The following is a 17,438-nucleotide window of genomic DNA, read 5'->3' as shown; positions in this document are numbered from 1 at the left end:
AAACACGGGCCTTTAGGGATAAGTTGTCCGACTCACTGCCGCACAGCCCTAAAAACACCGCATTTTACGCCTTACCGCAACAAGCTGGCGCACCACAAAAAACGGGGCCGGCAGCGATGCCGGCCCCGCTCCTGCTGCCACCCGCCCTTGCGGCCAGATGCAGTCTGGATACTGCCTTACTTTTTGCCAGCAGCGGCTGCGCCGCCGCCCTTGAAGTACTTGAAGAATTCCGAACTCGGATCGACTACCATCACATCGCCCTTGTCCTTGAAGGTGGCGCGATAAGCTTCCAGGCTACGGTAAAACTTGTAGAACTCCGGATTCTTGCCAAACGCTTCCGCATAGATCTGCGACGCCTTCGCATCGCCTTCGCCGCGGATCTTTTCGGCTTCACGATACGCTTCGGCCAAGATCACCGTGCGCTGCTTGTCGGCGTCGGCGCGGATTTTCTCGGAGTCGGCCGAACCGGTCGAACGCAGCTCATTGGCCACGCGCACGCGCTCGGACTTCATGCGTTCGTACACGGAGTTGTTGATCTGCTCGACGTAATCGACGCGTTTCAGGCGTACATCGACGATGCCCACGCCGATGGCCTCGGCTTCGGCCGCCACCTTGGCCTTGATCGCCTGCATCACCTTGCCGCGTTCGCCCGAGATCACTTCGCGCACGGTACGCTTGGTGATTTCATCGTTCAGGGCGGCCTTGACGATTTGCGACATGCGGTTGCGGGCGCGGCTTTCATCGCCGCCGAAGCTGCGGAAATATTTCTTCGGATTGACGATGCGCCACTTCACATACGCGTCGACGAGGATGTTCTTCTTCTCGGCCGTGATGAAGCGTTCCGGTTCCGGCGTATCGAGCGTCAGGATCCGCTTGTCCAGGTAGATGACGTTCTGGAACGGCGGTGGCAGCTTGAAGTACAAGCCTGGCTCACTGATCTCGTCCTTGACTTCACCGAGGGCGAAGACGATGGCGTATTTACGCTGATCGACGACAAACACGGTCGAGGACAAGAGCATGATCGCGATAAAGCCCGCGATCAGGGCGGCAACGATACGGTTCATTAGCGGCTCTCCCGTTCACGCGAAGAGCGGCTGTCGCGGCGCTGATTGACTTCTACTGTTGGCATGGCTTCCTGTGGCAAAACAGTGTTGGCTGCGGGTGTCCCTGCAGCACGGGCGGCAGCGTCGGTGGCAGCCGTCTGGGCGATCAACTTGTCGAGCGGCAGATACAGCAGATTACTGCCCGTTTTCGCGTCAACCATCACCTTGCTGGCACTGCTGAAGACCTGCTGCATGGTTTCCAGGTACATGCGGTCACGCGTAACGGCTGGTGCCTTCTGGTACTCGACCAGCACCTGCTTGAAGCGCGACGCATTACCTTCCGAGTTCTCGGTCACCATGGCCCGATAAGCCTCGGCTTCCTGCAGCAGGCGAAATGCTGCGCCGCGTGCTTTTGGAATGACGTCATTGGCGTAGGCCTGGCCTTCATTCTTCTGGCGCTCACGGTCCTGGCCTGCCTTGACAGCATCGTCGAAAGCGGCTTGCACCTGCTCTGGCGGCTGCACGGCCTGCATCGTCACGTTGTTAATCAACACACCAACCTTGTAATCATCCAGAATCTGCTGCATCAATTTCTGCGTGTCAAAGGCCACTTTTTCGCGGCCTTCATACAGCACGAAGTCCATCTTGCTGCGGCCGACCACTTCGCGTATCGTCGTCTCGGCGACCTGGCGCAATGTGTCTTCCTGGTCGCGCAGGCTGAACAGCCATTCCACGGGATCTTTCAGCGTGTATTGCACCGCGAACTGGATGTCGATGATATTTTCATCGTCCGTCAGCATCAGCGACTCGCTGGCCTGCTTGTTGCGCAGCGACGTGCGATAACCGACTTCCACGGTACGCACCTGCGACACATTAACGGTTTCATCGGTCTGGAACGGATACGGCCAGCGCCAGTTGAGACCGGCCGGCGCCGTGCGCGTGTATTGGCCAAATGTCAGCACGATGCCGCTCTGGCCCTCTTGCACGATGAAGGCGCCGCTGGCGAGCCAGATGAAGACGGCGATCACGCCGACCACGCCGGCGGTAATGCCGGCGCCCTTCATGTCGGGGCGTGGGCCGCTGCCGCCACCGTTGTTATTGCCGCCGTTGTCGGGACGGTTCTTCTGTCCGAAAAAGGCGTTCAGGCGCTGATTGAAATCGCGCCACAACTGATCGAGGTCCGGCGGACCTTCGCCGGGCTTTTTGCCTTCTTGGGCTTTCTTGCCGTCGTCCTTGCGATTGCCCCAGCGGGGATCATTCAGGGACAACTTCAAGCCTGTTTTTTTGAGTAGAGAGACAAGCATAACTATCGTGTTCCGACTTGGGAGTGGGTGGAATTGCTATCGTCCTCACCAGGTTCTTCGTCCTGGTCCGGGGCGGCGCCATCGTGCTGGTCGTACTGACCGTCCAACTGATCTTCCTGCTGTGCTTCATCGTTACGATAAAGGTGCGCCGAACGGGGCGCCTTCCTGGCCATCTCGACAATCGCATCGCGCAGCAAGTCGAGACCGCTGCCCTTTTGCGCACTGACGAAGACGCGACTGATCGTAGCATATTCGTCGCGCTCCACCGAAGGCTCCAGCCCTGCCGCATCGATCTTGTTCCACACGAGGATTTGCGGAATATGATCGGCACCAATCTCTTTCAAGACCAGGTTGACCTGCTCGATCTGCTCCATGCGTACCGGCGACGCAGCGTCGACGACATGCAGCAGCAGATCGGCATGGATGGTTTCTTCAAGCGTGGCGCGGAAAGCGGCCACCAGTTGATGCGGCAATTCGCGCACGAAACCCACCGTGTCGGAGATCACCACATTACCCACCTCCTGGCCCAGATAAACCCGGCGCGAGGTGGTGTCGAGGGTGGCGAACAACTGGTCGGCGACATACACGCCGGCCTTGGTCACGGCATTGAACAGGGTCGACTTGCCGGCATTGGTATAGCCGACCAGGGAGACCGAGAATGTGTGATTGCGGCCGCGCGCACGGCGCTGCGTTTCGCGCTGCTTGTGCAGCTTTTCCAGACGCGCGCGCAAGGCCTTGACGCGGTCGCCGATCAGCCGGCGATCGGTCTCGAGCTGCGTCTCGCCGGGACCGCGCAAGCCGATACCGCCCTTTTGCCGCTCAAGGTGGGTCCAGCCGCGAATCAGGCGTGTAGCCAGATGCTGCAACTGCGCCAACTCGACTTGCAGCTTGCCTTCGTGGCTCTTGGCGCGTTGCGCAAAGATATCGAGAATCAGGCTGGTACGGTCGAGCACGCGCACATTCAGGCGCTTTTCCAGATTGCGCTGCTGGGCAGGTGACAGGGCGTGATTGAAGATGACGATTTCCAGACCATCGTTGACTACGATGTCGCCAATTTCATCGGCCTTGCCGCTGCCGACAAAATACGCCGAATCGGGACTGGAGCGCTTGGCCGTGATGGTGGAAATCGGGTCCGCACCAGCCGAACGCGACAACAGCATGAGTTCCTCCATGCTGGCAGCGAAGTCGCTGTGACCGAAGTCAACCCCGACTAATACGGCGCGCATGATGGCATCAGATGGGTTGCGGCGGACGCCGACGCCGATGCAAACGCATCAGCGCCGCTGGCGCGGACGGGGTCGATGGTAGGCAAAAGGCGCTGGGCCATCAAGCTCAACGCTTTACTCCGCTTCAGGTTCAATATTGAGGTTGACGGCACGGGCCGGCACCACTGTCGAGATGGCATGCTTGTACACCATCTGTGTCACCGTATTGCGCAGCAATACGACATATTGATCGAAGGATTCGATATGGCCCTGCAATTTAATGCCATTGACCAAGTAGATCGAGACAGGAACATGCTCTTTGCGTAATGCATTGAGGAATGGGTCTTGTAACAGTTGCCCTTTGTTGCTCATAACAGCTCCGTTGTTTATGTTGTTGTGTAAGAATTGGAGGCGACTAGCTTGATTTCAAGTACTCAAACATAGAAAGATGCGTCATAGCTACTGTAACCTGTTTTCACGATCGCTGTCGCGCATCGCGCATGACACTTTAGCATGTCGTGCAGATAGCCGTCGCATTGACTATCGGCGCCGCATTATCTCAGCGGCGCCTTAATCCGCACTTAATTCAGTGGCTAACTGCTTACTTGCTCGGCGTGCGCGCAAACGGGTTTTTGCCCGTGCGCAGTTCGATGCGCAGCGGCGTACCAACCAGGGCAAACGTATCGCGGAAATGTTTTTCCAAATAGCGTTTGTACGGATCGCCAACGGCATCGAGCGCGTTACCGTGAATCACGATCACAGGCGGATTCATGCCACCCTGGTGGGCATAGCGCAGCTTCGGACGAATCGAACCCTTGCGCCGCGGCTCCTGCTTCTCCACGGCCTCGATCAGGGCGCGCGTCAGCTTCGGCGTCGACAGGTCGCACATGGCGGCCGCGTACGCGGCGTTGAGCGACTTCATCAATGGAGCGATGTTGGTGCCCTTCAGTGCCGAAATGAAATGCATCTGCGCGAACGACAGGAAGTCGAGCTTGCGATCGATATCGATCTTGATCTCGTCGCGTTCATGCGATTGCAAGCCATCCCATTTATTCACGGCCACCACCAGCGCGCGGCCCGATTCCAGAATAAAGCCGGCGATATGCGCGTCTTGCTCTGAAATATCCTGCTGCGCATCGAGCATCAGGACCACGACGTTGGCTTCGGAAATCGACTGCAGGGTTTTCACCACCGAGAATTTCTCGATCGCTTCAAATACCTTGCCGCGACGACGGATACCGGCCGTGTCGATCAGCGTATATTGCTGACCATCACGCTCGAACGGAATCTCGATCGAATCGCGCGTCGTGCCCGGCATGTCGAAGGCGATCACGCGCTCTTCACCGAGCAGGGTGTTGATGAGAGTCGACTTGCCCACGTTCGGTCGGCCGACGAGGGCAATCTTGATGCCGCGGTCGGTCTTTTCCAGCTCTTCAGGCTCGTCCGGACGCTGCGCGAACGCCAGGTCCAGCATCACTTCGACCAAGTCGTTGACGCCGTCGCCGTGCGCCGACGAGATCGCATACGGATCGCCCATGCCCAATTCATAGAATTCGGACACCACGGCCGTATAGCGCATGCCTTCGCTTTTGTTGACCACCAGCAAGACTGGCCGTCCGCTCTTGCGCAGGAAGTCGACGATAGTCTTGTCATGCGGGGTCAGGCCTTGACGGCCGTCCACGATGAACACGACCACGTCGGCCTCGGCCACGGCCTGCTTGGTCTGCAGTGCCATCTGGTGCATGATGCCTTCCTTGGCGACGGGTTCGAAACCACCCGTATCGATGACCAGGAAGGGACGTTCGCCGACACGGCCTTCGCCATAGTGACGATCGCGCGTCAACCCAGGCAAATCCGCCACCAGCGCATCGCGCGAGCGGGTCAGACGATTGAATAAAGTCGATTTCCCAACATTGGGTCGACCTACTAGTGCAATTACCGGCTTCATTGTATTACTCGACCGCGAGAGCGATCACTGTCCCTGATTGGGTTTGAAAAATCAAATTCGAACCGGCGACGACGGGAGCCGAAACAATCGGACTACCATCGCTGCTGACACGACCTATTAATGCGCCATCTTCCCGTGACAGGAAGTGGATATAACCTTGATAGTCACCGACGGCGACGCTGCGGCCAAAAGAGGCCGGCGTCGACAGGCGGCGGCGCGCCAGCGCCTCATTCTTCCAGGCGCTCTGGCCGCCGTCGCGGCCGAACGCCACGACGGCGCCCTGGGCGTCGGCAGCAAACACGAAACGCTGATCGACGGCCACGCCCACATCGGACGAGATCGGCTTACTCCAGCGCGGCACGCCCGTGGCAGCATCGAAGCAGCCTGCCTTGCCCTGGTAAGTGACAGCGCACACTTCGCCCTCGAACACCACCGGCGTGCCGGCGATGTCGGAGACGCGCTCCAGTTCGGTAGCGCCGCGCGGTTCGCTGACCACAGTCTCCCAGCGTACCACACCGGTGGCAACCGTCAGTGCCAGCAGCTTGCCGCCTGGCTGAGCCACGTAGACATTCGCGCCGCCCAACACCATGCCCGGTGCATTGCGCAAGGTCAGTGCCGGCGTGGCGCGCTGCACCGTCCACTTGCGCTCGCCCGTCTTGGCATCAAAGCCGACGATGCGGTTGTCCACGCTGCGCACCACCACCACACCCTGCCCGACCACAGGCGCGGTCAGCACTTCACTCGACGCCTGCGCCGTCCACAGTTGCTTGCCATCGGCATCAAACGCCAGCACGGCGCCCTTGGCCGCGCCCACGACCACCAGTGCGCCGTCGCTGCCGGCGCTGGAGGTGATGTCGCTGCCGACCTTGATGCGCCACGTTTCACGCCCGCTGGCCGCATCCAGGCGCGCCAGCGCGCCATCGGCATTGACCACGTACAGGCTGTTACCGGCCAGTGCGGGCCGGAAGGCGTACACGCCAGCCTTGCCGATCGAATACTTCCAGGCGTCGCGCACGGCGATGCTCGATGTTATCTCCACCAGTTTGGCCGGTTCGACTTTCGGGTCTTTCGAGGCAAACGGATTCCAGGACGAGCAACCGGCCATCAGGGCCAACAGACTTGCAGCTACCAGCTTTTCAGTGACACGCATAAGTGTTATCCAACCTTTTTCTTGTACTTGTAAGGGCGAGGCAGGCGGCGCAAAACGCCGCATGGCCGTGCCATCAGTGTTCCTGTCAGGCGCCAGCCTTGTCAGCCTTGGCCTTGTCTTCCGGTACCGTGCCGCCTATCGCCTCCAGTTTCACCTGGATCAATTGACGCCCTGGATTGTTCTTGTCCGTCGCGGCCAGCGCGGCAAGGTAGGCCGTACGTGCATCGTCGAGCTTGTTTTGCGCCACCAGGATATCGCCCTTGCGGTCCGCCACGGCGCCGGCAAATTGCACCACGCTGGCCGTGGCCAGCACTTTCAGCGCTTCATCGTAGGCTTTGTCGTCCAGCAAGACACCGGCCAAGCGCAGCTTGGCGATGGCCTTGTACTCTTCCGTGCCATGCTCGGCAACCCATTGCAACTGGGTCTTGGCCGTTTTCAGGTCATTCGCGTCGAACGCCACCTTGGCCGCGCCCAGCGCGCTCATCTGCGCATACGCCGTGCCGCTGAAACGCGATTGCATGTCGCTGGCCGCGCGCATCACCTTGGCGGTGTCCTTGGCGGCGATGGCATTTTGCAGCTCGTCGTACAACTGACCGGCTTGCGCAGCCTGCGTGCGCTGGTAGTACTGCCAGCCAGCCCAGCCGCTGTAGCCAGCAAGCGCCACGATCAGGACCCAGGAGGTCAGATTGCCATTGCGCTGCCACCAGGCTTTGAGGGTTGCCAGTTGTTCTTGTTCTTCGTGATCGTATGCCATGGGTCGTCAGTTTTAATGAGTAGTTGATCGAGGATAGTACGGTCTTGCTTCAAATTAATGGTGGTGATGCACATGGCCGTCAGGGCCGTGATCGTGGCCGCAATCGTGGTCGCCGATGATCTGGTCGACCACGTAATCGACGACATCGTCGAACGGCACCGTGTTTTGCTGCGCGCCCGCATCGGCTTCGCGCATGGCTTTTACCGTGGCAACATTGTTGGCGATTTCATCGTCGCCCATGATCACCGCAAACGCCGCACCGCTGGCATCGGCCTTTTTCATTTGCGTCTTGAAGCTGCCGCCGCCATTGCTCGCTGCGCAATGTAGCACAACGTCGAGGCCCGCATCGCGAATCCGCTCGGCCAGTACGAACGCTTGCAAGCCTGCCTGCTCGCCCTGGTGCACCAGATACACGTCGCACTGCGCCGGCGCTTCCGGTTCCGCCGCATCCTTCATCAGCAGCACCAGGCGCTCGACGCCCATGCCAAAGCCGACGGCTGGCGTCGATTTGCCACCGAACATTTCCACCATGCCGTCATAGCGGCCACCGGCGCACACCGTGCCTTGCGCGCCCAGCTTGTCGCTGACCCACTCGAACACCGTGCGGTTGTAGTAATCGAGGCCGCGCACCAGGCGAGGATTGATGGTGAAGGGGATATTGTTGTGGTTCAAGATCTTCTGCACGCCATGGAAGTGCGCCAGCGATTCCTCGCCCAGGTAATCCAAAAGCTGAGGCGCGCCATTGACCAGATCCTGCATGGCAGGATTTTTGGTGTCCAAAATGCGCAGCGGATTGCTGTGCAGGCGGCGCTTGGCTTCTTCGTCGAGCAGTTCGCTATGGCTTTCCAGATAGGCGATCAGGTCGGCGCGGTGGCGCAGGCGCTCGGCGGCGTCGCCGATCGAGTTCAGTTCCAGGCGAATGCCTTCCAGACCCAGGTCATCCCACAGGCGGCGCGACATCATGATGATCTCGGCATCGATATCCGGGCCCGTGAAACCGATGGCTTCCACGCCGAACTGGTGGAACTGGCGGTAACGACCTTTTTGCGGGCGCTCGTGACGGAACATCTGACCCTTGTACCACAGGCGTTTCGGGCCTTCGTAGACGAGGTTGTGCTCGACCACGGCGCGCACCACGCCAGCCGTGCCTTCCGGACGCAGGGTCAGGTTGTCGCCGTTCATCGAATCGGTGAACGAGTACATTTCCTTTTCCACGATGTCGGTCACGGCGCCGATGGCGCGCGCGAACAACTTCGTTTCTTCCACGATCGGCGTGCGGATCTGCTGGAAGCCATAGCTTTGCAGCACGGATTGCGCCGTATTTTCAAACAATTCCCACAACGGGGCATCGGCGGGCAGCACATCATTCATGCCTTTCACGCCTGTAATTTTCTCTGCTTTTTTATTTTCGGACATGGTGTTCTTCTTTGCTTTTCATTTTTTCGCGTAAGGAGTCCAGGCTTGCAAGCCTAGACCGCTACGCTGGCGAGCGACATGTCGCTCGAAACCCCAGCTACGCCGTAATGGGTTTTAACATAATTGAGGACGATGTCCTGGAATTCTTCGACGATGCGTTCGCCGCGCAGGGTGACGACTTTTTCGCCATCGACAAAGACCGGCGCGGCCGGTGATTCTCCGGTGCCGGGCAAGCTGATGCCGATGTTTGCATGCTTCGATTCGCCGGGACCGTTGACTATGCAGCCCATGACGGCCACGTTCATCGCTTCCACGCCCGGATACAACTTTTTCCATTCCGGCATCTGCTCGCGCAGATACGTCTGGATGTTGTCGGCCAATTCCTGGAACGTGGTCGACGTCGTGCGGCCACAGCCCGGGCAGGCGATGACCATGGGCGCGAACTTGCGCAAGCCCATGGTTTGCAAAATTTCCTGGCCGACGATCACTTCGCGCGTGCGGTCGCCGCCAGGCTCTGGCGTGAGCGAAATACGGATGGTGTCGCCGATGCCCTCTTGCAGCAGCACGGACAAGGCCGCCGTCGAGGCGACGATACCCTTGCTGCCCATGCCCGCTTCTGTCAGGCCCAAGTGCAGCGGATAGTCGCAGCGCTGCGACAGTTCGCGATACACGGCGATCAAATCTTGTACGCCGGACACTTTACACGACAAAATAATCTTGTCGCGTCCCAGGCCCAGCTCCTCGGCACGCACGGCGTTTTCAATCGCCGACGTTATCAGTGCTTCATACATGACCGCTTGCGCCGGCCAAGGCTCGCTGCGGCCCGCGTTTTCATCCATGATGCGCGCCAGCAAGGCTTGATCCAGGCTGCCCCAGTTCACGCCGATACGCACCGGCTTGTCGTACTTGCACGCCGCTTCAATCATTTGCGCAAATTGCGTATCGCGCTTGGCGCCCTTGCCCACGTTGCCCGGATTGATGCGATACTTCGACAGCGCGCGCGCACAATCGGGGTAATCGTTCAACAGGGTGTGGCCGTTGTAATGGAAGTCGCCCACCAACGGCACGTCGACGCCCATCTTGTCGAGCTGCTCGCGAATGTACGGCACGGCGGCAGCCGCTTCCGGACGGTCCACCGTCAGGCGCACCAGCTCCGAGCCGGCACGCGCCAGTTCCTTGATCTGTATCGCCGTGCCGATGGCATCGGCCGTATCCGTGTTCGTCATCGACTGCACCACCACGGGGGCATCGCCGCCCACCCAGATCTGACGCTGGCCGTGTGCGATCAACACCTTGCGGCTGTCGCGCCGGACAGAAGGACCGGAGCCGATCGCTGTTTTCGAGGTAGCCATAATATTATCTTGTGAGTTTGCTTATTTAAACTACTTGCTTGAACGACTAATATCAACACTTGGCCGATGTTTTTTAAGCATTACTTAATGCTCACGCGCGAAATGGTGCCACCGGCCACGGTCGGCAAATCGAGCTTGGCGCCGCGCAACGTTGCCTGCACAACACCTGGCTTACCCACTACCAGGGTGGCCGGGCCGGTGATATCGAACGTTTCCGTGCTGCCAGCCTTGACCATGCGCGCAATCAGCGGCGTACTGCCAGGGCGGCGGATCTCGACCCAGGAATCCTGCTCCACCTTCAACACCAGCGCATTCGCGCCCACGGCAGCGCCAGCATCGGCAGGCAGCGCCGCAGGCATCACAACAGCAGATGCCGGTACAGGCGCCGAAGCGACGCTGGCGGCGGGGGCGCCCGTCTGCGTATCGTTGCCCGGCGGTGGCGGCACGGAAATCAGCGGTACCGATGGCGCTTGCACCGGTGTCAAGTCCTGGCCCGGCTTGATCAAGGTCGTTTCCACAGGGACCACGTCCGCCTGCGCGACTTCTTTCCCGGCATGCGAGGGCAGCACGTTGGTCGGCACATAGCCAAACTTGTAGGCACCAAAGGCGGCGGCGACGACCACGGCCACGGCGCCGGCGATCCAGAGGGACGCCTGGCTCGACGAGCGCTGCGTCATAGACGGGAAGCGCGATTCGGAAAACGTGGCGGAAATTTCACGCCGCACGGGCGTGGCGGACTCTTGCACCGGCGCCGGATGGACTTCGATCATCGCGACCAGCGGCGCTGCGTCGAGACGCACCACCTTGGCGTAGGCGCGCACGAAACCGCGCACCACGGCCACGTTCGGCAAGGCTGCCATGTCGCCCGCTTCCAGCGCGATCACTTGGCGTGGCGCCAGTTTGAGCTGGTCGGCCACCTGCTCCACAGGCCAGCCCAGCGCTTCGCGCTGCGCTTTCAACTGTGCGCCTGCCAGCGCGAGATTGCCCTGGGGCTGCTGCTGAGGCGTTTCTGCCCGCTCTGAATTCATTGGTATCCCTGTCTCACTCATCAAACGCCCCATTTTGATAAGCAGCATATTCGGGGGAGCCGGAATGGTGGTGGCGCAAATGCGCCGCCAGGCCAGCTTCCGCACCCGCATCCCCGAGCTTATGCTGCACCTTGATCCCGAGCCACAGCACATCGGCCGTCTGGCTCTCCATTGTCGCTACTTTACCGAGCCGCTCAAGATAATGCGCCGCTTGTCGGTAGTCTTGCTGTTGGTAATACACGCGCACCAGGCCGACATACGTCATTGCCGCGGCAGGTGCGATGCGCTCCGCCTTGCGCCAATAATCAGCGGCGCGCCGGTAATCGTTGATGCGCAAGCTGCACGTCGCCGCATTATGCAGCGCCAGCTCAGGCGTGCCATAGGCGACATCTCGCAATGCGGCATCGAAATACGCCAACGACTGCGCCGCGCGCCCGGTCTGGCACAAAAACTGGCCATAATTATTGCTCAACTCGGGATTGTGGGGCGCAAGGCGCATTGCGTAAAGAAAATCTTTTTCAGCCGCATCAGCTTGGTGCAGGGCAGCAAGAACCAGCGCACGCATGCCGAGCGCTTGGGCATTGCCCGGCAGCAGCTGCACCGCCTGCTCCGCTTCGGCCAAAGCCACCCCATACTGCGCTTGCCCATAATAGGCGCTGGCCAACTGCAAGCGCAAGTCGGCGCGCTGCGAGGTAGATGCAGATGCAGATGCGGCTTGCCCCGTGTCTGCGGTGGAAGCACAGCCGGCCAGCAGCAGCACGCCCAGGCTGACAACAGCCACGGCAAGTACGCCAGGATAAGCCATGCCTCCCCGCATCAGGAGCGGATCTCCACGATCTTGCCAAAGTTGGCGCCAAATTTCTGCTGATACTCAGTCATTTTTTCCATGCGCTCCTGGACCCGCGTACGGTCTTTCACTTCGCCCGCCAACTGGCCGCAAGCGGCATCGATATCGTCGCCGCGCGTCTTGCGCACGGTGGTGATGATGCCGCCATCCATCAGCACTTGGGCAAACGCCTTGATGCGCGGGTTTTTCGAACGGAACAGACCCGACTCGGGGAAGGGATTGAAGGGAATCAGGTTGAACTTGCAGTTCACGCCGAACTCGCGGTCTTGCACCAGCGCCAGCAATTCGCGCGCGTGCTCATCGCTGTCATTGACGCCGTCGAGCATGCAGTACTCGAAGGTGATGAAATCGCGCGGAGCAAATTCCAGGTAGCGCTTGCAAGCTGCCATCAATTCCTTCAGCGGGTATTTCTTATTGAGTGGAATCAAGCCATCGCGCAGCACATCATTCGAGGCGTGCAGCGAGACGGCCAAGGCCACCGGCACTTCCTGCGACAGCTTGTCCATCATCGGCACCACGCCCGAGGTCGAGAGGGTCACGCGGCGGCGCGACAGGCCGTAGGCGTTGTCGTCGAGCATCAATTTCAGGGCTGTGACGGTCGGCTCAAAATTGAGCAGGGGCTCGCCCATGCCCATCATCACCACGTTGGTAATCTGGCGCTCGCCTTTCGGGCCCGGCTCGATACCCTTGGTGCGGCGCAATTCGAATTCCGCCATCCACAGCTGGCCTATGATTTCGCCGACACTGAGGTTGCGGTTGAAGCCTTGCTTGCCCGTCGAGCAGAAACGGCAGTTCACGGCGCAGCCGGCCTGGGTCGAGATGCACAGGGTGCCGCGATTTTCTTCCGGAATAAACACGGTTTCCACGGCATTGCCATTACCCACGTCGACCAGCCATTTGCGCGTACCGTCCGTCGACGTGTGGTCGCTAATGATGGCCGGGGCGCGCACTTCGGCGCGCGTGGCCAGCTTGTCGCGCAGCGACTTGGCCAAGTCCGTCATGGCGTCGAAATCGGAAGCGCCGAACTGATGTATCCAGCGCTGCAATTGTTTTGCACGAAACGGTTTCTCTCCCAACTCGGCGCAGTAGGCGATGAGTTGCGCGGGATCAAAATCCAGCAAGTTGGTGAGGGTCGTCGTATGCATGATCAGGTCTATTCTAAAAATCCGTCCCCGCGCGCATCAGGAGCCAACAGCACCACAGCGCAGCGGGAACAGGGGGTGATAAGTTATTTCACAGATAACGCCAGGAAATAACGTTATCTAAGGCAATTAAGCCTTCAGTTCTGGGAAGAAGTAAGCGATTTCCACTTGACCAGCTTCGACAGCGTCGGAACCGTGCACGGCGTTAGCGTCGATCGAATCGGCGAAATCGGCGCGGATCGTGCCTTTTTCTGCTTTCTTCGGATCGGTCGCGCCCATCAGGTCACGGTGGGCCAGAACGGCGTTTTCGCCTTCCAGAGCTTGGATCATGACTGGACCGGAAACCATGAAGTCGACCAGATCCTTGAAGAAGCCGCGCTCTTTGTGCGCTGCGTAGAAGCCTTCAGCTTGTTCGCGCGACAATTGGGCCATGCGTGCTGCAACGATTTTCAGGCCAGCGTTTTCAAAACGAGTATAGATTTGACCGATGACGTTTTTTGCAACTGCGTCTGGTTTGATGATCGACAGGGTGCGTTCGATTGCCATGTGTGAAAACTCCAATAAAAGTAGGGTTAAAACGATAAATTGATAACTCAATCAACCTTTGATTTTACCATACTCCACCCCATATCACCCAGACAGGCGGGCCATCATCTTCCGCCCTGGCTGAGTTTAATGCAATCTTAAGCTGGTTTTTTTGCAAAAATCGGACGCCATGCTATCCTTAGCCAAAGAAGTAATTTGAATTGACAACACGGAGGCACTATGAATCAGAACATGCAACGCACCTTTGACCTGTCGGGCAGCATGCAGCAAGTCCGCCACCAGGTCTTGCGCAACACTTACTGGCTGCTGGCACTGTCCATGATACCGACCGTGCTGGGCGCCTTCATCGGCGTACAAATGCATTTGCCGATGCTGACCGGCGGCATGGGCTTCATCATCTTCATGGCCGTCGCATTCGGCTTCATGTACGCGATTGAAAAGACCAAGAACTCGGGCCTTGGCGTCGCCGTCCTGCTGGGCTTTACCTTCTTCATGGGCTTGATGCTCACGCCCATCCTGACGCGCACGCTCGGCTACTCGAACGGCGGCATGCTCATTATGACGGCGTTCGGCGGCACGGCCACTATCCTGGCCGTCATGGCGACCATCGCCACGGTATCGAAGCGCGACTTCTCGGCCATGGGCAAATGGTTGTTCGCCGGCGTGATCGTGCTGATCCTGGCATCGGTGGCGAACATTTTCCTGGGCCTGTCGGCACTGTCGATCGTGATCTCCGTGGTCGCCATCGCCATCTTCTCGGCTTACATCCTGTATGACGTGCAGCAAATCATCAACGGCGGCGAGACCAATTACATCTCGGCCACCCTGCGCATCTACCTGGACGTGTACAACATCTTCACCAGCCTGCTGTCCCTGCTGGGCTTGGCCGGCGGTAGCCGCGACTAAGCACTGAGATTGACACAGCATTGACACAGCAAAAAGCCGACCTGCGGGTCGGCTTTTTTACGCCTGCAACATCGCTCGATCTCCCCATCGAGCATCGGGACCACGCTCAAAAGTCGTGCTTGGCCGGATACGCGCTGTAAAAATCGTTATTCCATTTGAAATTGGTAAACGCCACGGTGAGGGAAATATCGAGCGCTTCGACAAAATGCCAGCAACCGACGGGCAAGAACAGGATCTCGCCCGGCGCCAGCACGCATTCGCGCACCTGAACCTCGGCCATCAGCGGATAGCGCTGCAGGTCGATGTCGCGCCCATCGACGGGCGTAAAGCAGTGACGCTGGTTGTACACGCGCGCCGCCTCGCAGGCAGCCATGATGCGCAACCGCTTGCGCCCTTTTACCTGTGCCATGAAATTGTTCGTCAGGTCGTGGTGGAATGGCGTCACCGTGCCGGCAGGACCGAACCATAAAAAGCCCTCGGGTTCGCCATCGCGCTTCAGGTATTGAGGCAACTGGCCGATATCGTCCCACAACTCGCGCAAGGCTTGCCGGTTCTGCGAATTATTGTTGGCCGTCATGTAGAAATCATTACTCCTGCCGCTGCCCTCGACCAGGCTGACGTATTCGCCAAACGCCATCTTGCGCTTGTGCGCCACGCTATTCATTTCGTACTGGGCGTCCGCTTCACGCCCGAACTGCACTTCCACCTCGCGCTGCGCGTAGTGCTCGAGAAAATAGGCCGGAGTCCATTTGTCCATGGCGGGCCAGTCGTCCATCATGCCGGTGATGATCACGGGCTGGTTGGTGGCATAGTATTCATCCAAAAATGCCTGTGCGGACAACTTGTCGCGGCGGGCAATCTCGGTCGGGCGCAGCTGATTCAGCTTGCGCTGGATGTCGAGCACCCAGTCGCGCTTGGCCAGCCGATTCGACAAACGCACGGCGCCCGCCAGATAGGGGCTGTGCAGTGCCAGCGCCACTTCGCGACGCGCCAAGCCTTCCCCGATGCCGGCCTGTTGCAGCACCGGCAACAGGGCCGATGGATGACTGCCCAGCATAAGGTTTTCCGCGATCCAGCTGCGCCACTCGCGACTCAGCTCCTCCGACTGCTTGTTCACTCCCAATGTCGATACCGCCGCCATCGCCTGCCTCCTGTCTGTATATAAGAATAAACGGCCGGACAGCATGGCTATCCGGCCGCGTCTTAGGCTAGCTCAGCATTACCGCACCTTCCACACCTCGGTGGCCAGCACGCCATTCGCATCGCCATCGAGTTCCCACGAGAACGCGCCGCGCAAGCCCTGGTCCTTCACGTATTTCACCTTGGTGCCGATGACGGTCGGATCATCATAGCTCCACCACTGGCCGCCCACCCCCGTGTACAGGTACAGCTGCTTGGTCACAGGGTGGTAGTAACGCGTGCCGCTCTTGGCGACGAGGATTTTGTAGTCCTCGATACCCGACTCGTACGTGCCCGGCGCCATGCCGGTGGCCGCCTGGTACAAGCCATCGCCGTTCGGCCCCGGTGCGACGCCCTTCCAGCCACGGCCATAGAAAGGTATGCCGAGCAGCAATTTGTCGCGCGGCACACCGGCAGCAATCATGTACTGCACCGCCTTGTCGCCCACGTATTCGCGCGCCATGCCGGTCGACGGATCGGCAGGATCGGCAAACAGCTGGGCATTGAAGTTGGTGCTCGTTTCCCAGCCGCCGTGGAAGTCGTAAGTCATCAGGTTGATCCAGTCCATATACTGCGAGTACAGGGCCGGCTCGGTGTTGTCGATCTTGTCCTTGCCCGCACCGACAGCGGCGGTCAACAGGTAGCGCTTGCCATTGGCGGCGCCGAGCGCATCGAGCTGGCTGCGAAATTCCGCCATCAGCAAGGTAAAGTTGCGCTTGTCGTTGGGGCTGACCGTGTTATACGGCTGGCCGCCGCCCACCGGGTATTCCCAATCGATGTCGATGCCGTCAAAGATATTGGCCGCCGCACCCACGCCACCGCGCCCGCCCTGCAGCGGCAGATTGCCCTTGATGTAGATATCGATGCAGGAACGCACCATCTGCTTGCGCAGCGCATCGGTGGCGGAACCGACGGAGAAGTTCTTCGACCAGCTCCAGCCACCCAAGGAAATGAACAACTTGAGGTTCGGGTGCGCCGCCTTGAGTTTCTTCAGCTGCAGGAAGTTGCCCGACAAGGGAGCGTCCCAGGGAATCGCCTGGCCATCGACGGTGCGCTTGGGCGTGCGGATGTAGTCGGCCTCGGCATCGCCGCCCGTGCCCGCGTCCGGCGAATTCGGATTCGTCGCGCCCGGCTCCGTCTTGGTGATCATGGCGCATTCATAACCGCCGTTTTTCGGATAGATATTGCCGAAAGCGTAGTTGATGAAGGTCAGCTTGTCGGCCACGCCGCTCGTATGCACGTTCGCCACTTCATAGTCACGGCCATACACGCCCCACTGCGCGAAGTAGGAACCCACTTCGCGCCCGGTTGGGGTCGGGGTTGGGGTTGGGGTTGGGGTCGGGGTTGGGGTTGGGGTCGGGGTTGGCGTCGGCGTCGGCGTCGGGGTTGGTGTCGGCGTGGCGCTGCAGATCTCTTGGCTGATCCATGGCTTGCCCGTACCGGCGGCGCCGCTGCTGGTGGACGGATTGTTGCCCTGCGTCCAGTAGTTGGCGCGGTAATTCGTACCTGCATAGCTGACGATGGCACCCGCGCTGTAAGCCGTGCCAGCCGCCCACGGCAGCGCGCAGGTGCCGCCGGTGGGCGTTGGCGTTGGCGTGGGTGATGGTGTTGGCGTGGG

At 59.8% G+C, this 17,438-nt stretch carries 16 protein-coding genes; 1 reads left to right on the top strand and 15 read right to left on the bottom strand.

The features are described from left to right. Nucleotides 1–176: 176 nt before the first annotated feature. The 13 genes from hflC to ndk all read right to left on the bottom strand — a co-directional run bounded on the left by hflC (nucleotide 177) and on the right by ndk (nucleotide 13,735). Nucleotides 177–1,064: a protease modulator HflC gene (hflC, locus tag ACQ4V8_RS02295; protein ID WP_010399869.1), complete on the bottom strand. Its 888-nt coding sequence runs from the start codon at nucleotides 1,062–1,064 to the stop codon at nucleotides 177–179. Continuing rightward, entirely contained in the window at nucleotides 1,064–2,347 is a 1,284-nt protein-coding gene (gene hflK / locus ACQ4V8_RS02290) for an FtsH protease activity modulator HflK (protein ID WP_029496555.1), read from the bottom strand. The genes hflC and hflK overlap by 1 nt, the downstream gene beginning before the upstream one ends. A 2-nt stretch (nucleotides 2,348–2,349) precedes the next feature. Continuing rightward, the gene (gene hflX, locus ACQ4V8_RS02285; protein ID WP_010399871.1) at nucleotides 2,350–3,573 is read right to left on the bottom strand and encodes a GTPase HflX; all 1,224 of its coding nucleotides are present in this window, start codon (nucleotides 3,571–3,573) and stop codon (nucleotides 2,350–2,352) included. 114 nt (nucleotides 3,574–3,687) lie between these two features. Further along, a complete protein-coding gene (gene hfq, locus ACQ4V8_RS02280) occupies nucleotides 3,688–3,924 on the bottom strand; it encodes an RNA chaperone Hfq (RefSeq protein ID WP_010399872.1) in 237 nt (78 codons plus the stop codon). 229 nt (nucleotides 3,925–4,153) lie between these two features. After that, a complete protein-coding gene (gene der / locus ACQ4V8_RS02275) occupies nucleotides 4,154–5,500 on the bottom strand; it encodes a ribosome biogenesis GTPase Der (protein ID WP_010399874.1) in 1,347 nt (448 codons plus the stop codon). Nucleotides 5,501–5,504: 4 nt separating this feature from the next. Next, nucleotides 5,505–6,650, bottom strand: a complete 1,146-nt coding sequence (gene bamB, locus ACQ4V8_RS02270; protein ID WP_196855874.1) for an outer membrane protein assembly factor BamB — start codon at nucleotides 6,648–6,650, stop codon at nucleotides 5,505–5,507. 85 nt (nucleotides 6,651–6,735) lie between these two features. After that, complete coding sequence (locus tag ACQ4V8_RS02265; protein WP_010399876.1) at nucleotides 6,736–7,404, bottom strand: YfgM family protein; 669 nt, start codon at nucleotides 7,402–7,404, stop codon at nucleotides 6,736–6,738. 54 nt (nucleotides 7,405–7,458) lie between these two features. Further along, nucleotides 7,459–8,820 (bottom strand): histidine--tRNA ligase, encoded by a 1,362-nt coding sequence (hisS, locus tag ACQ4V8_RS02260; RefSeq protein WP_010399877.1) that lies wholly within the window; start codon nucleotides 8,818–8,820, stop codon nucleotides 7,459–7,461. 53 nt (nucleotides 8,821–8,873) lie between these two features. After that, nucleotides 8,874–10,172 carry a flavodoxin-dependent (E)-4-hydroxy-3-methylbut-2-enyl-diphosphate synthase gene (gene ispG / locus ACQ4V8_RS02255; protein WP_436570815.1) on the bottom strand — a complete coding sequence of 433 codons (1,299 nt, stop codon included), beginning with the start codon at nucleotides 10,170–10,172 and terminating at the stop codon, nucleotides 8,874–8,876. An 80-nt stretch (nucleotides 10,173–10,252) separates the two neighbouring features. Beyond that, entirely contained in the window at nucleotides 10,253–11,200 is a 948-nt protein-coding gene (locus ACQ4V8_RS02250; protein ID WP_070346497.1) for a RodZ domain-containing protein, read from the bottom strand. Nucleotides 11,201–11,213: 13 nt separating this feature from the next. Further along, complete coding sequence (gene pilW / locus ACQ4V8_RS02245) at nucleotides 11,214–12,005, bottom strand: type IV pilus biogenesis/stability protein PilW (RefSeq protein WP_436570814.1); 792 nt, start codon at nucleotides 12,003–12,005, stop codon at nucleotides 11,214–11,216. Nucleotides 12,006–12,016: 11 nt separating this feature from the next. Beyond that, entirely contained in the window at nucleotides 12,017–13,192 is a 1,176-nt protein-coding gene (rlmN, locus tag ACQ4V8_RS02240) for a dual-specificity RNA methyltransferase RlmN (protein WP_010399882.1), read from the bottom strand. Between the two features lie 126 nt (nucleotides 13,193–13,318). Further along, nucleotides 13,319–13,735 carry a nucleoside-diphosphate kinase gene (ndk, locus tag ACQ4V8_RS02235; RefSeq protein ID WP_436570868.1) on the bottom strand — a complete coding sequence of 139 codons (417 nt, stop codon included), beginning with the start codon at nucleotides 13,733–13,735 and terminating at the stop codon, nucleotides 13,319–13,321. A 219-nt stretch (nucleotides 13,736–13,954) separates the two neighbouring features. Between ndk and ACQ4V8_RS02230 the strand changes: the two genes are divergently transcribed. Further along, nucleotides 13,955–14,641, top strand: coding sequence for a Bax inhibitor-1/YccA family protein (locus ACQ4V8_RS02230; protein ID WP_010399884.1), 687 nt, complete (start codon nucleotides 13,955–13,957; stop codon nucleotides 14,639–14,641). Nucleotides 14,642–14,747: 106 nt separating this feature from the next. Here ACQ4V8_RS02230 and ACQ4V8_RS02225 read toward each other — a convergent pair whose 3' ends face one another. Then, nucleotides 14,748–15,782 (bottom strand): cupin-like domain-containing protein, encoded by a 1,035-nt coding sequence (locus ACQ4V8_RS02225; RefSeq protein ID WP_010399885.1) that lies wholly within the window; start codon nucleotides 15,780–15,782, stop codon nucleotides 14,748–14,750. Nucleotides 15,783–15,860: 78 nt separating this feature from the next. Further along, on the bottom strand, nucleotides 15,861–17,438 hold a 1,578-nt coding region (locus tag ACQ4V8_RS02220), incomplete at its 5' end, for a glycosyl hydrolase family 18 protein (protein WP_436570813.1).

This window comes from Janthinobacterium paucivorans (assembly GCF_051380805.1).
GTDB lineage: Bacteria > Pseudomonadota > Gammaproteobacteria > Burkholderiales > Burkholderiaceae_D > Janthinobacterium > Janthinobacterium lividum_D.
This window is presented reverse-complemented; position numbering and strand designations above follow the sequence as displayed.